We start from the raw sequence: 14,908 nt of genomic DNA, 5'->3' as shown, positions 1-14,908 counted from the left end.
GTTGTTGTTATAGGAATAACCGACAGTCTAACTCAAGTTTCAAGCCCAATCATTGGGCTTTCCGCTAGGGCGCCGGTAAAAGCTGTGCAGCCATTCCAGCATATTGGCCTGATTGCGGCGCTGGCGAAAGCCATGACCTTCATCCTCAAACCAGTGCAACTCCGGAGGATTGCCCGCGGCTGTCATGGAGTCCACCATCGCCCGAGTCTGGGCGGGCACGACGACCGGGTCCAAACCACCCTGAAACAGGATGACAGGTACTCGGATCCTACTTGCGTGGTGCAAAGGTGTACGAGCTTGCCAGCGTTCGGGATATTCGTCCGGATGTCCCAACAACCAATCCAGATACCCGGATTCAAAGCGGTGGGTCATCTGCCTCAGCCGCAGTGGATCGGTCACACCGAATAGACTGGCACCGCGTTTAAAGCAGTTGTCGTCCAGCAACGCCATCAGGGCGGTGTAACCGCCTGAACTTCGGCCCTGGATGTACAACCGCCCCCCATCGGCATAGCCCTGGGCGACCAGGTATGCGGCCGCACGTCGCATGTCCTGCACGTCAATGTCACCCCAGCGACCGGCGAGAGCCTGCCGGAATTCTCGCCCAAAGCCGCTGCTACCCCGGTAGTTCACCTCGGCGACCGCAAAGCCCCGTTGGCACCAGTACTGAATCTGGGCGTTGTAGACCGGATATACCGCGGAGGTCGGCCCGCCATGGGCCATCAGGATCAAAGGCGGCACGTCAGATATCGGACCGACCGGTAAGTACACAAAGCCCTGTACGGGAAACTCCGCAGAGGCCTGTGGGGGGATGATAAATGTTTCGGGAACAGCAACCTGCCGTCCGGGTAAAGGAGACTCACCGCCGGCTAAAACTCGAGTCTCGCAACTGTAGGGGTCAACCTCGATGATGCTGTCCAGCCGGCTGGCCGAGCGGGCGATGCAGCACAAACGGCCATGCCGCGTGCAAAGACTGCGAAAGTCGCTGTACTCACAGGCAACCCGGGTTTCACCACCCGTCCCAGTGTTCAGCCACAGCTCGCCGGTGCCAGCCCGGTACTGAACCCGGGCCCAGTGACCGTCCGCCAGAGCGCAGTGATGATGTTCACTAAGTTGCCAGGGCGCATTGGCGTGGTCCAGTTCCGGCGCCGAAAGCTCGTGCCAAATAACGTCACGCCCCTGGGCCTGCACCTGCCAGGGCTGCCACCAGCCGGCATGATCAGACAGCACCCACAGGGCGTCTCCGCTAAACAATGGCTGCTGTATGGAGCCCTCGGCGGGCGGCACGCAGCATCGCAGGTTGCGCACGTTTCCCGCCCGATCAAGCTCCCCGATCCAGAGTTTGCTCTGATGCCAGGGCATGTCCGGTAACTGCCAGCTGATCCAGGCGACACGCCAGCCATCCGGCGACAACGCGGGGGCGCCGTAAAAATCCTCGCCCTCGTGCAGGCACTGCCAATCACCATTGTCACCAACCGCCACCAATTGTTGCGCGCCACGAGCCTCTCGAACTGCAAGCACCCGGTTTCGGGCAGGATCCGCCGCCAGCCCACCCCACTCACACTCAGGCTCATCCACCAATACCTTGGCCACTGCATCGTCCGGATTAACCGAAATCAGCCTCTGCCTGTCGCTGACAACCACCACCCGATCATCCAATGCTGCCAGCGAACCACCGCCGTAACCATTGAGGTGACTGCCAAGTGCTCCTGTTTCCAGTAAGCGCCTACAGTCATCGGCTTCAGAGCAAACCATGAGCACCTTGCCATGGTGACCAGCCGGCTCTTCCAGCCAGAACAGTCCGGCCTCAGAAGCGATCAGTTCCAAGCGCTGGGCATGGCCGGCGCAAACGTCATAGGCGCTGAGCCGAGCCTCCGAAGATGACTCGGGCAGTCTGCGGCAGGTCTCAGCTACGGAAAAACAGTCGGGAGTTCTTAACATTGCGGTATACCAGATCGTCGAGCCCGGCCGTGGCATGGTCCGCGGCGCGCCGCGCCGCGAGAATTCGATCGTGATGAGCGGATTTACTGCACACCGGATCGGCGTTATCGGCATTGCCGGTTAGCAGGTAGGCCTGGCAGCGACAGCCCCCGAAATCCTTGCCTTTCTCATCGCAGGACCGACAGGGCTCGGGCATCCAGGTATCACCCCGATAATGATTGAATCCCGGGCTGTCGTACCAGATTTCCTTGAGGCTGGTACTTTGTACCTTCGGAAAATCAATCGGCAGCAGCCGGGCACTGTGACACGGCAACGCGGTGCCATCGGGTGCCACGGTCAAGAACAGACTGCCCCATCCGTTCATGCAGGCCTTTGGCCGCTCCTCGTAGTAATCCGGGGTAACAAAGATCAGCTTCATTGCAGAGCCACTGGCCTGCAGCCGCTCCCGAGCTTCGTTCACCTCTGCCTCCGCCTTGGTTAACTGGGCCAGGGACGGCATCAACCCCTCCCGGTTCCTGAATGCCCAGCCGTAGTACTGGCAGGTGGCTAATTCGACATAGTCCGCCCCCAGGCGTTCGCACAGATCGAGAATATCCGGCATCTGGTGAATGTTGTGCCGGTGAATAACGAAGTTCAGCACCATCGGATAGCCGGCCGACTTGACCGCTTCAGCCATGGCCAATTTCTGCTCAAATGCTTTGCGGGAGCCTGCCACGGCATTATTCAGCTCTGGATCAGATGCCTGAAAACTGATTTGGATGTGATCCAGGCCGGCCTCGGCAAAGGCATCGACCTTGGCGTCGGTCAGCCCCAGACCCGAGGTAATCAGATTGGTGTAGTAGCCCAGGTTCCGGGCCTCCGCAATCAGCTCCGGCAGATCCGGTCGTACCAGCGGTTCTCCGCCGGAAAAGCCGAGCTGGGCAGCTCCCATCTCCCGGCCCTGACGCAGCACACTGAACCACTGCTCGGTGCTCAACTCCTGCTCGCTCTGGGCAAAGTCCAGGGGATTGGAACAGTAGGGGCACTGCAACGGGCACCGGTAGGTCAGCTCCGCCAGCAACCACAACGGAGGGCCAACCTGAGTACTGGTTCCGGTTCCTTTTGCGGCTGTCATAGCCATTCAATCCAGTGCCGCTGAACGGCATCATTCAAGAATTCGCGAACATCGGCACCCAAGTCATTCTCGTCCGGAAACTTCAGCTGAAGCGAGGCCACAATGAGGTCGACGTTTCGTTGCCCATCCACCTCGCCGAGAATCGCGCCCGCACTGTCGTTGAGTTTGACCATGCCCTCTGGATAAAGCAGCACATGGCAACTCTGGACCGGTTCCCACTGGAACCGGAAGCCCCGGCGCAAACGGGGGATCCTGCTTGCACCGTCCTCGCTCACAGGCCGCGATGCCAGACCGCTTGGTCGGTTACGGTGTGGAACGGGGGCGTCTGGTGCAGGTAAGCCATAGTCAGCGAATCCAACATAGACCATAAAATATCCAACTTGAACTGGAGAATTTCGAGGGCTCGATTCTGCTGGGCCCCGGTGATGAAGTGATCCAGGGTGATGGTCAGGCCGTGTTCCACGTCGCGACGGGCTTCCGAAAGCCGCTTGCGGAAATAGCCATAGCCAGCAGGATCAATCCAGGGATAGTGTTGCGGCCAGCTGGCCAACCGGGACTGGTGAATTTCCGGCGCAAACAGCTCGGTCAGTGACGAGCATGCGGCTTCCTGCCAGCTGGCCTGGCGAGCAAAGTTGCGATAGGCATCCACTGCAAACCGAACCCCCGGCAAGACGTGGCGCTGGTCTATCACCTCTTCCCGGGTCAGACCCACTGCCTCCGCCAAGTTGAGCCAGGCTTCGATGCCACCGGCATCGCCATCGTGGCCGTCGTGATCAAGAATCCGCTGCAACCACAGCCGACGCACCGAGGGGTCTGGGCAATTCGCCATGATGGCGGCGTCTTTCTGGGGAATCTGGATCTGGTAATAGTATCGATTCGCCACCCAGCCGCGGATCTGCTCGGGCGTGCATTGTCCCGCATACATGGCTTTATGGTAGGGGTGGTGAATATGGTAGAACCGCCCCTTGGCACGCAGGGTCTGCTCGAAATCCTGCCGGCTCATCGCATTAGTGGCATCAGCGTTCATAGCGGCCCCGACAAATCGATGTGCATCCCGTCCCAGGCGACCTCAATACCGTGCCGATTCAGTTCAACACGCTCCGGCGAGTCCTCGTCCAGAATCGGATTAGTGTTGTTGATGTGAATCAGGATCTTGCGACTGGCGAGCATGGTTCCCAGCACCTCGATCATGCCACCGGAACCGCTTTGGGCAAGGTGTCCCATAGCCTGCCCGGTCTTGGTGCCGACTTGCTGCCGGATCATTTCATCGTCGTGCCAGACGGTACCATCGACCAACAGAACATCGGCAATGCGCATCCAGGCCAACAGGCGCTGATCCGGCTCGCCCAGCCCTGGCGCGTAAAGCACCCGGGCTCCGGTGCGAGTGTCCCGCAGGAACAAGCCGATGTTGTCTCCCGGATGGGGGTTGTCACGCCTTGGCGAATAAGGCGGCGCATTGCTCAGCAGTGGAATTGCCGTCAGCTCTATGGACGGCGCACAGGGAATGGTGAACGCCTGTTGCTCCGAAGCTTCGATAGATCTCCAGTTCAGGCCGCCGTTCCAGTGACCCAGCATGGTGAACAAGGGAAAGCCGGAGCTGAGGTCATCATGAACCTGTCGGGTGCACCAGACATCGAGCGGCAGACCCTCGCGTAACGACAGCAAGCCGGTGGTGTGGTCTACCTGGCTGTCCATCAGAACAATGGCGTTAATACCAGTATCCCGCAAGGCGCGACCCGGCTGCATGGCTGGAAAAGCCGCCAGCTGAGCACGAATGTCCGGTGAGGCGTTAATGAGAATCCAGTGCTCACCGTCCTCACTGATGGCAATAGAAGACTGGGTGCGAGCCTGCGCGTTAAGGGTACCGTTCCGGAACCCGGCGCAGTTGCGACAATTACAGTTCCACTGGGGGAACCCTCCGCCGGCGGCGGAGCCAAGCACTCGAATCTGCATGGGAAGTACCTGCCGAGAGAAAAGCCGGCGCAGCCGCGCCGGCCGGTTCTCACTCAGCGGTTGGCGAAGTACATGGTGACTTCAAAGCCGATCCGCAGGTCTTCGTAAGCGGGTTTGGTCCACATAATGCTCACCTCTTGTCATGATTGTTAGCGCATTGCGTGTGATCACCGGATTGACCGACTACACGCTTTCAATGTAGCGACAGAGGCTCTGGGCCAACATGGTACTTTAGAACCGTTTTACTACCCCACAAAGTAGCACCACTCTGGCTCCGAGGTCTCATTGAGACCTGACACCTACGCCGTAGCATGGAACAAGCAAAATAATAACTTCCAGGAGTTCCATGATGGCCAGGCGACTCGCACCTTTGCTGTTCCTTCTTTCCCTGTTGCCGGGGCTTTCCGGAGCGGAGCTTACCGATAGCCGACGCGACCTCATTCGCTCCCTGTTTCCCGCCGCCACGATGATCGAAGACAAATTGCCCGATTTCCCCGTTTACCCCGTTTACCAGCTGCAGGAGCTGCTTGGCTACGCCTACGAGTCCACCGACCTGAGTCGTCTTCAGGGGTTCGCCGGCAAACCTATCCGGATGATGATCGGACTGGACACGCAAGGGCGGTTTACCGGAGTCGAAGTGCTGCATCATCACGAACCGGTGTTTCTTCATGGCCTTGGGGAAGAACCCTTGTTTGAGTTTGTCGACCAGTATGAAGGTCGCTCCCTGCGGGAGCAGATCGTTGTGCAATCGTCATACGCCGGCAAGCAGGGTAAAACCTCGGACGGCGACGTGGTGTACTTCGATGGAGTTAGCAAGGCCACGGTATCCGTGCTCATCATCAACGACACGGTGCTGTCTTCCGCCCTTAAGGTTGCCCGCCAGAAGCTGGCAGCTTTTGCCCAGACCGCCCCAACCAGGGCCAGACCCGATTTCTTCGATCCCCTGGGCTGGCAATCGCTAATCGACCGAGGTTTTATTGGCCGAGCACGTATTAGCGCAGACGATGTTGAGCAGCAATTGGGGCGACCGCTGTCCGACTATCCCGCCGACATGGAACCGACCGGCGGTGCCGCTTTCTCCGAACTGTTCTTTGCCTACATGAATTCCCCCATGGTCGGACGCAATCTACTGGGCAACGAGGGCTACGACCGGTTCATGGGCCGCCTCGGCGACAATGACCAAGTTCTACTGGTGGCTTCCCGCGGCGTGCACCCGCACGTTGACGGGAATTTCACCCCCGGAAGCTCCCCGAATCGGATTGGGCTGACCCAGAACAATCTGTCGGTGGAGATGCGGGACCTGAACTGGCTGGATCAGAACCTGGCACTCCAGGCCGAGGGATTGCCGGTGTTCGACGCCGTTAACCTGTTCCGGGTCGGCGGCAATGCCGGTTTCAATCCGGGCGCAGAAGCGAGCCTGAAGTTGCATGTCGAACTGGCCCGGAACCATCTGGTGTCGGATTCCGCCAGCTTTAACCTGCCCGTACAATTTTCCGGCGACCTGTTTGAAACCGTGGAAGTCGCCGAGCCACCGGGCTCCAGCCGGCAGCCGGTGTGGGTCGGCCTCTGGCAAGAGCGCTGGTGGCAAATCGCACTGTTGGTCATCAGTCTGGCGGTGCTGACCGTTTTTTTCGTGCGCCAGAAAACGCTCAGCCGGCACCCTAGGCTGGTACACCGATTCCGCTGGGGCTTCCTGCTGTTCACGGTGTTCTTTATAGGGTTTTACGCCCAGGGCCAGTTATCGGTAGTGAATATCTACACCCTGCTGCTAGCCCTTTGGGATGGTTTCACCCTGGATGTCTTTCTGCTCGACCCGGTTCTGTTCATTCTCTGGACCTACACCTTCGTTACTCTGTTCATCTGGGGCCGAGGCCTGTTTTGCGGTTGGCTTTGCCCATTCGGTGCATTGCAGGAAATGGCCGCCTGGCTAGGCCATAAACTGCGCTTGCGCCAGATTCGAGTGCCGGAACGGTGGCACCGGCGTCTGATCTTAATCAAGTATCCTGTCCTGCTGGGATTGGTGGGCACAGCCTTCTACTCACTGACCCTGGCCGAGCAGTTGGCGGAGGTAGAGCCTTTCAAAACCAGTATCACCCTGGTGTTCTGGCGGTACTGGCCATTTGTGGCCTATGCCATTGGCCTGCTGGTGATCGGCATGTTCATTCACAAATTCTACTGTCGCTACCTGTGTCCGCTGGGTGCCGGGCTGGCGGTGTTGGGCCGGTTCCGGCTGTTCAACTGGCTGGACCGAATTGACCGCTGTGGCTCGCCCTGCCAGCACTGCAAGAATGAATGCGGTATCAATGCCATTCGCAAAAATGGCCAGATTGACTATGACGAGTGCATTCAATGCCTGGAGTGCGTGGTCATTCTTCGCGACGACAGTCAATGCGTGGACAGCATCATTCGGGACAAGCAACAGCGCAGACAACAGCAACAAGCCCAGATCCTGGCCACGGATGCTTCTGTTTGAGGCACAAAAAAGGCTCCGGGGAGGAGCCAAAAGAGGTCGGAAACCTGAGTGTTTGGAGACCAGCCGCAGGCCAGCCTTGGCCCGCGGCTTACTGCGTGCCGGTTAGAAGAAACCCAGCGGGTTGGTGTCGTAGCTGACCAGAAGATTCTTGGTCTGTTGGTAGTGTTCAAGCGCCATCTTGTGGGTTTCACGGCCAACGCCGGATTTCTTATAGCCACCAAAGGCCGCATGGGCAGGGTAGGCGTGATAGCAGTTCATCCACACCCGACCGGCCTGAATAGCGCGACCCATGCGGTAGGCGAGATTGGTGTCTCGGGTCCAGACGCCGGCACCCAGACCAAACTCGGTGTCGTTGGCGATCGCCAGGGCTTCTTCTTCGGTCTTGAAGGTGGTCACACCGACTACCGGTCCAAAGATTTCCTCCTGGAATACCCGCATCTTGTTGTCACCCTTGAACAGGGTCGGTTGGATGTAGAAGCCGTCGTTGAACTCAACGCCCAGGTCTTCCCTGCCGCCACCGGTCAGCAACTCAGCGCCTTCCTGCTTGCCGATTTCCAGGTAAGACAGAATCTTGTCGAACTGCTCCTTGGAAGCCTGGGCGCCAACCTGTACATCGGTATCAAGTGGGTTGCCACGCTTGATAGCCTTGGTGCGCTCAACCACTTTCTGCATGAACGCCTCATACATATCTTCCTGAACCAGTGCCCGGGACGGGCAGGTGCAGACTTCACCCTGGTTGAAGAAGGCCAGCACCAGGCCCTCGACACACTTGTCGACGAACTCAGGCTCGGCCTGCATGACGTCAGAGAAGTAGATGTTCGGGGACTTACCACCCAGCTCGACGGTGGACGGAATGATGTTTTCCGCCGCGCATTTCAGAATGTGCGAACCGACGGGTGTGGAGCCGGTAAAGGCAATCTTGGCAATACGCTTGCTGGTCGCCAGCGCCTGACCAGCCTCAATGCCGTAGCCATTTACGATGTTGAGCACACCCGGCGGCAGCAGGTCACCGATGATCTCCATCAGCAACAGAATACTGGCAGGGGTCTGCTCGGCCGGCTTGAGCACCGTGCAGTTACCGGCGGCCAGGCAGGGCCCCAGTTTCCAGGCGGCCATCAACAACGGGAAGTTCCAGGGGATGATCTGCCCCACCACACCCAGCGGCTCGTGGAAATGATAAGCCACGGTGTTGTGGTCAATCTCCCCCATATGGCCTTCCTGCGCGCGGAGACAACCAGCGAAGTACCGGAAGTGGTCAGCGGCAAGCGGTATATCGGCGTTCAGGGTTTCACGCACCGCCTTGCCGTTGTCCCAGGTTTCCGCAACCGCCAGCTTCTCCAGATTCGCTTCAATACGATCAGCAATCTTCAGCAGGATGTTCGAGCGCTCGGTAGGTGATGTCTTGCCCCAGGCTGGTGCGGCCTTATGGGCAGCATCGAGCGCCAGCTCGATGTCTTCCGCGGTGGAGCGCGGAATCTCGCAGATGACTTCACCGGTTACCGGTGTAATATTTTCAAAATACTGGCCCTTGGTGGGCTCGACCCATTCGCCACCAATGTAATTCTGGTAACGGGACTTGAATGAAACGACAGATCCTTCCTGTCCAGGTTGTGCGTAGATCATGGCATCGGCCTCTTGTTGTGTTTGTCGCAGGACAACGCGGAATTTCGCGTTTACCCATTCAATGTAGTAGCCGATGACGGATGGGTGAATGATTCAATAGGGGCGAAAAACTCATTCCTTGGTAGTAGAAACCCCAGCCTTGGTCCTTTGAGCACAACGTCAGCCCCTCAACGAAAAAAGGCTGCCCGAAGGCAGCCCAAAGACACTCAACTTGCTCAGCTTACTTTGACGCAACACGATCCTTCGGCAGTTTGAAGGTCCAGACCATTCCACCCTGGTTGAAGTGCTTGACCACTTTCGCCACTTCGCCGCCCCAGAGTGGCACTGCACCGCCCCAGCCAGAGAGCACCGAGACATATTGTTCGCCATCCATTACCCAGGTAACCGGCGTTCCTACCACTCCAGAACCGGTATTGAACTTATACAGCTCCTCTCCGGTTTTAGCGTCGAAGGCTTTCAGATAGCCTTCCGGTGTACCGGTGAACACCAGGTCGCCGGCCGTCGCCATGGCACCACCCCAGAGCGGCGCTGTATTTTCATAGCGCCAGACCTCTTCGCCGGTTTTTGGATCCATGGCTCGCAGCACACCGATGTAGTCATCGTTGGCAGGTTTGATGGTAAAACCAGCACCCAGGAATGCGGCCCCTTTCTTATAGGAAACCGGCTCGTTCCAGATGTCCATCGCCCACTCGTTGGAGGGCACATAGAACAGCCCGGTGTTCTGACTGTAAGCCATGGGCATCCAGTTCTTACCGCCAAGGAACGCCGGTTGCGCCAGCACCTGCTCACCCTTGGCGTTATCCGTCACTGATGGATCGCCAGGACGACCACCTTCAGCAAAAATCGGGCGTCCGGTTTTCGGATCCAGCCCCTCGGCCCAGGTGATTTTGTCGACGAATGGAAAGCCGCGAATAAAGTCACCGTTCTCGCGGTTCAGTACGTACATGAAACCATTACGGTCGGCCGTTGCTGCCGCTTTAACGGTTTTCCCGTTGTCGCTGTAGTCGAAGGAAATCAGCTCGTTGACGCCATCATAATCCCAGCCGTCGTGAGGCGTGGTCTGAAAGTGCCACTTGATACTGCCGTCATCCGGATCAATGGCGATGCGGGAGGACGAAAACAGGTTGTCACCGGGACGCAGGTGCGAGTTCCAGGGCGCCGGGTTGCCAGTACCGAAGAAAATGGAGTTGGTGTCGGCGTCGTAGGTACCACCCAGCCAGGTCGCTGCACCGCCGTTTTTCCACATGTCGCCAGGCCAGGTCTTGCCGGCTTCGCCGCCGGAAATGCCGTTCTCAATGGCTTTGCCATCCTTGTAGACGTAGCCCATGTGACCCTCGACGGTCGGGCGGGTCCAGACCAGCTCACCAGTATTGGCGTCGTATGCTTCGACCTTACCGACAATACCGAATTCACCGCCAGAAACCCCGGTAATGACGTTACCGTTGATGACCATGGGCGCGGCGGTGATGGCATAACCCGCCTGGTAGTCCTCTACTTTCTTGATCCACATGGGTTTGCCGGTGTCTTTGTTCAAAGCGACCAGCTTGGCATCGAGCGTGCCGAAAATGACCTTGTCGTTGTACAGCGCAACGCCCCGGTTGACCACGTCGCAGCAGGGCATGATGCCATCGGGCAGACGCGCGTCGTACTGCCAGAGTTCGTCACCTGTTTTCACATCGATGGCGTATACCCGCGAATAGGACGCGGTGACGTACATAACGCCATCTTTGACCATCGGCTGGGCTTCCTGGCCGCGCATCTTTTCGCTACCAAAGGAGAAGGCCCACACCGGCTGCAGATACTCGACGTTTTCTCGGGTGAGAGTATCCAGGGTGCTAAAACGCTGCCCCTTCAGCCCCATACCATAAGTGACTATATCCTCCGGGGTATTCTCGTCATTCATGATGTCTTGGTCGGTGACCGCCTGGGCCCCGAAAGACACCGCAAGCGCCAGGGCGCTGCTCGCAATGCGGGTACCGAATTTGTTCGATCTCATGGTTGCGCTCTCCAATTCTCTTGTTGTCGGTTTTCGGTAAAACGGGAAAACTTCCCGCCTGTGTACCGATTCTTCGCGCTCAGCCGAACAGCGACAATTACTCCCCGGAACAGGTTTCCTCATCACTTGGTAGTACGACTGTCCAAATCACTGCTCCTCTCCGCCAGCCCGAGCCAGGGCCTTCGGCTCCAGAAACTTCTGATAATAGTTGGGTACGCTGTAATCCAGATTCAGTCCTGCGAACAGGGCGTGCAGCTCTCCGGTCCGAACCAGCCCATCCACAATGGACTCCAGGGCATAGCCGAGTTGACGGTGGGTGTGTTTAATAGCCATGCCCACATCCCAGACCTGTTTGCCGATGCCAGGGAAACCGTTACCGGCACGCTGGAAATGGGCGTTGGCGGGCTTACTGAGCTCATGATCAATCTCCGCCCGCATTCCCATCACCGCACTAACGTCGCCCTGGCGCATGGCATTGAAGGCTTCAGAGATCGTGCGATAGTGATGGACCTGCTCTCTCAGACGGCCTCGCAAGCCCGAGCTCAGGTAAAAGTCAGGCAGAGTGTCAATTTCTACTCCTATGGGGTGGTATTGAAAAACCGCGACCGTTTCAACACTGTCGAGCCTGTTCGGGTCGTAGGCTATTTGCCAGGTTTCCTGCTGATAAGGCCCGAACATGACCACTTGCTCATTAATGTACTCGCCGGTGGAGTCCTGCATGTAGGCGTATTGCTTGTCATAGGGCACCCGCATCATGAGGTCCGCCAGCCTTTGCTTGGCCAGGTAGTGACCTTTCCAGACGTTATTGCGCAAATCGTCGCCCAGGTTCTCGTCGGGGGTAATCCAGTGCACTCGGAACTCTACCCCTAACTCTTTCGCTATGCGCCGGCCCAGCTCTACGTCGACGCCTTTCGGTTCCCCATCTTCGGCATAGGAGTACGGCGGGAAGTTTTCGTAGACGCCTACCTTGAGGTAGCCGGACTCGAGAATGCGGTCGTAAGTACGGTCAGCCGGTCGGTTCAATAGGTCATTGCCATCGTCGACCTCCTGCGCCCAGAGGTTGGCGCAAGCCAGAATCAGCAGCAGTAGAGTGACATGTTTCATTGTGGTTCCCCCAACGACGATGGGCCGGCTCTGCAGCCGGCCCCAATCAGAGCGTCAAAATTGCGCAGGTGATCACTCCGGTTTTGGCAACGACTCTACGTAGGTCTTGATAGCCCACATGGCGTTCTGGTCCAGCGTCTTCTTCCAGGAGGGCATGCCCCGATCCGTGCCGTTGCGCACACGACCGATGTAGTACTCATCGTCCCAGATGCTCAATTCCCGCAAATCCGGAGTCAGCCCGCCCGACATGGCACGAATGCCGTGGCACCCGGCGCAGTTGCCCGCATAGGCGCTCTCCCCGATCGCGACCGCTTCGGCCTGGAACTTGGCGAGCTCATTGCCTTCGCGGAATGGGTTTTCGGTACGAACCTCATCCCCCAGCTCCGGCAGCTTTCCGGTATCAACTTCCTGCGGTGTGACATTGCCGTGGCCCCGCGCCTGTTCCGACGCAAGCAGCAGCGCCACAGAAATCAGCAACAGCGCCGAGGCAAGAAGGATTCTGAGTGGTGTGGATATTGTCATTGTATTGACCTCTGCGGTTTCCCATGCATTGACCCCCAGTCTAGAAATCCTCCACACCAATCCGAATGCCACTTTGGAGGATTCGGCTTAGTTCCTTGGTAGTAGGCAAACCGGGTGAAGGCCAAAGCATGATCCGCAACCCGTAACCGTCAAATTTCCTGCATTTTCAGCAGCAACCCATCCTTTCGGGATTTTTTCCCGCCTTTTCCTGGCTTTTTCCCGCTTTTCAGGCGCGCTTTTCCGTCGCGGATGTGGTCGAGCAGAGTTAATACTCGAAGCGTCAGTACCACGGGCAAGACGACACAACAAAAAGCAAGGGGATAGGTTATGAAAATCAATGAACGGCAACATCCGCTCTTACGCGGCATTGGAATGGCTATGGTTCTCGGCTCGGCCACATGCCTGAGCTTGCAGGCCACAGCCAAGGAAGTTACCTGGGACGACATCGCCAACGATGCCAGCACCACCGAAAACGTACTCAGCTACGGTATTGGTCCCAAGGCCCAACGCTACAGCCCAATGACCACCATCAACCGTAAGAACGTTGAACGCCTGGTTCCAGCCTGGTCATTCTCATTCGGCGATGAAAAACAGCGTGGGCAAGAATCTCAGGCCCTGATTCACGACGGCGTCATTTACATCACCGGGTCTTATTCGCGCTTGTTCGCCCTGGACGCCAAAACCGGCGAACGGCTGTGGGAATACAGCCATCGACTGCCGGAAGGCATCCGACCCTGCTGCGACGTGGTTAACCGAGGCGCGGCGATCTTCGGCGACAAGGTCTTCTTCGGCACACTCGATGCCGGCATCGTCGCCCTCAACAAGGACACCGGTAAGGTGGCCTGGCGCGAGAAGTTCGCCGACCATGAAGCGGGTTACACCATGACCGGCGCCCCGGTTCTGGTGAAAGATCAGGAAACCGGCAAGGTGCTGCTGATCCACGGCTCCTCCGGCGACGAATTCGGGGTGGTAGGCAAACTGTTTGCCCGCGACCCGGACACCGGAGAGGAAATCTGGATGCGGCCTTTCGTAGAGGGCCATTATGGCCGTCTGAATGGCGAGACGAGCACGCCGACCGGCGATCCGCGCGCCCCGAGCTGGCCCGACGATCCAAACACAGAAACCGGTAAAGTCGAGGCCTGGAGTCATGGCGGTGGCGCACCCTGGCAAAGCGCAAGCTTTGACCCGGACACCAACACCATCATCATCGGGGCAGGCAACCCGGCCCCCTGGAATACCTGGAAGCGCACCTCACCGGGTGGTAATCCAGCCGACTATGACAACTTGTATACCTCTGGCCAAGTCGGTGTAGACCCAACCACCGGGGAAGTGAAATGGTTCTACCAGCACACACCGAACGATGCCTGGGATTTCTCTGGCAACAATGAGCTGGTGCTTTTTGAGTATTCGGAAAACGGCGAAACGGTAAAAGCTACAGCACATGCCGACCGTAACGGCTTCTTCTACGTCGTTGACCGCACCAGCGGTGACTTCAAGAAAGCCTTCCCGTTCGTGGACAACATCACCTGGGCTGAGGGCATCGGTGAAGACGGGCGGCCGATTGAAGCTGAAGGCCAACGTCCACCCGCCCCGAAGGCTGGTGAAACCCGCGGCGAAGCCATTGAAGTATCACCGCCGTTCCTGGGTGGCAAGAACTGGAACCCAATGGCCTACAGCCACCAGACCGGCCTGTTCTACGTGCCCGCTAACCATTGGAAAGAGGACTACTGGACTGAAGAAGTCACCTACAAGAAAGGGGCGGCGTATCTGGGCCAGGGCTTCCGCATTAAACGCATGTACGACGACCATGTGGGCGTTTTACGAGCGATGAACCCCCTAACCGGCAAGATTGAATGGGAGCACAAGGAAAAAATGCCGCTATGGGCCGGCGTTCTGACCACCGAGGGAGGTCTGGTCTTCACCGGCACCGGCGACGGTTTCCTGAAAGCGTTCGATGCCCAGACCGGTGAGGAACTCTGGAAATTCCAGACGGGCTCCGGAATCATCTCCTCACCCATCACCTGGGAAATGGACGGCGAACAATACGTCGGTGTGGCCTCGGGCTATGGCGGTGCAGTGCCACTGTGGGGTGGCGACATGGCTGAACTGACCAAACCAATTTCCCAGGGTGGCTCGTTCTGGGTGTTCAAACTGCCCTCTTGGGCCCAGGCCTCGCGATAGGCGA

Annotated in this window: 12 protein-coding genes; 2 read left to right on the top strand and 10 right to left on the bottom strand. The window is 58.1% G+C overall.

Annotation, left to right across the window (positions count from 1 at the left end):
* Positions 1 to 39: 39 nt before the first annotated feature.
* From FCS96_RS02870 to pqqA, 6 genes are read right to left on the bottom strand one after another with little or no spacing between them, the layout of a single operon-like run.
* Positions 40 to 1,938, bottom strand: a complete 1,899-nt coding sequence (locus FCS96_RS02870) for an alpha/beta hydrolase family protein (protein ID WP_228264007.1) — start codon at positions 1,936 to 1,938, stop codon at positions 40 to 42.
* Entirely contained in the window at positions 1,904 to 3,052 is a 1,149-nt protein-coding gene (pqqE, locus tag FCS96_RS02865; RefSeq protein ID WP_138438723.1) for a pyrroloquinoline quinone biosynthesis protein PqqE, read from the bottom strand. Before pqqE ends, FCS96_RS02870 begins: the two co-directional genes overlap by 35 nt.
* On the bottom strand, positions 3,049 to 3,327 hold the full coding sequence (gene pqqD, locus FCS96_RS02860; protein WP_171040651.1) for a pyrroloquinoline quinone biosynthesis peptide chaperone PqqD: 279 nt from the start codon (positions 3,325 to 3,327) through the stop codon (positions 3,049 to 3,051). Before pqqD ends, pqqE begins: the two co-directional genes overlap by 4 nt.
* Positions 3,324 to 4,079 carry a pyrroloquinoline-quinone synthase PqqC gene (gene pqqC, locus FCS96_RS02855; RefSeq protein ID WP_138438721.1) on the bottom strand — a complete coding sequence of 252 codons (756 nt, stop codon included), beginning with the start codon at positions 4,077 to 4,079 and terminating at the stop codon, positions 3,324 to 3,326. Before pqqC ends, pqqD begins: the two co-directional genes overlap by 4 nt.
* Positions 4,076 to 5,005 carry a pyrroloquinoline quinone biosynthesis protein PqqB gene (gene pqqB / locus FCS96_RS02850; RefSeq protein WP_138438720.1) on the bottom strand — a complete coding sequence of 310 codons (930 nt, stop codon included), beginning with the start codon at positions 5,003 to 5,005 and terminating at the stop codon, positions 4,076 to 4,078. The genes pqqC and pqqB overlap by 4 nt, the downstream gene beginning before the upstream one ends.
* A 53-nt stretch (positions 5,006 to 5,058) precedes the next feature.
* The gene (gene pqqA / locus FCS96_RS02845) at positions 5,059 to 5,130 is read right to left on the bottom strand and encodes a pyrroloquinoline quinone precursor peptide PqqA (protein ID WP_007153157.1); all 72 of its coding nucleotides are present in this window, start codon (positions 5,128 to 5,130) and stop codon (positions 5,059 to 5,061) included.
* A 224-nt stretch (positions 5,131 to 5,354) separates the two neighbouring features.
* On the opposite strand from pqqA, the gene FCS96_RS02840 reads away from it, so the two are divergent.
* Complete coding sequence (locus tag FCS96_RS02840; protein WP_138439623.1) at positions 5,355 to 7,478, top strand: NosR/NirI family protein; 2,124 nt, start codon at positions 5,355 to 5,357, stop codon at positions 7,476 to 7,478.
* Between the two features lie 102 nt (positions 7,479 to 7,580).
* Here FCS96_RS02840 and exaC read toward each other — a convergent pair whose 3' ends face one another.
* From exaC to pedF, 4 genes are all read right to left on the bottom strand, one after another.
* Positions 7,581 to 9,101 carry an acetaldehyde dehydrogenase ExaC gene (gene exaC / locus FCS96_RS02835; RefSeq protein ID WP_138438719.1) on the bottom strand — a complete coding sequence of 507 codons (1,521 nt, stop codon included), beginning with the start codon at positions 9,099 to 9,101 and terminating at the stop codon, positions 7,581 to 7,583.
* Positions 9,102 to 9,321: 220 nt separating this feature from the next.
* Positions 9,322 to 11,097: a PQQ-dependent methanol/ethanol family dehydrogenase gene (locus FCS96_RS02830; RefSeq protein WP_138438718.1), complete on the bottom strand. Its 1,776-nt coding sequence runs from the start codon at positions 11,095 to 11,097 to the stop codon at positions 9,322 to 9,324.
* Between the two features lie 147 nt (positions 11,098 to 11,244).
* The gene (locus FCS96_RS02825) at positions 11,245 to 12,201 is read right to left on the bottom strand and encodes a substrate-binding periplasmic protein (RefSeq protein WP_138438717.1); all 957 of its coding nucleotides are present in this window, start codon (positions 12,199 to 12,201) and stop codon (positions 11,245 to 11,247) included.
* Between the two features lie 72 nt (positions 12,202 to 12,273).
* Positions 12,274 to 12,723: a cytochrome c-550 PedF gene (gene pedF / locus FCS96_RS02820; protein ID WP_138438716.1), complete on the bottom strand. Its 450-nt coding sequence runs from the start codon at positions 12,721 to 12,723 to the stop codon at positions 12,274 to 12,276.
* 372 nt (positions 12,724 to 13,095) lie between these two features.
* Between pedF and FCS96_RS02815 the strand changes: the two genes are divergently transcribed.
* Positions 13,096 to 14,904, top strand: a complete 1,809-nt coding sequence (locus tag FCS96_RS02815) for a methanol/ethanol family PQQ-dependent dehydrogenase (protein WP_138439622.1) — start codon at positions 13,096 to 13,098, stop codon at positions 14,902 to 14,904.
* Positions 14,905 to 14,908 lie beyond the last annotated feature (4 nt).

The sequence above is a fragment of the Marinobacter alexandrii genome (assembly GCF_005871205.1).
Lineage (GTDB): Bacteria > Pseudomonadota > Gammaproteobacteria > Pseudomonadales > Oleiphilaceae > Marinobacter > Marinobacter alexandrii.
This window is presented reverse-complemented; position numbering and strand designations above follow the sequence as displayed.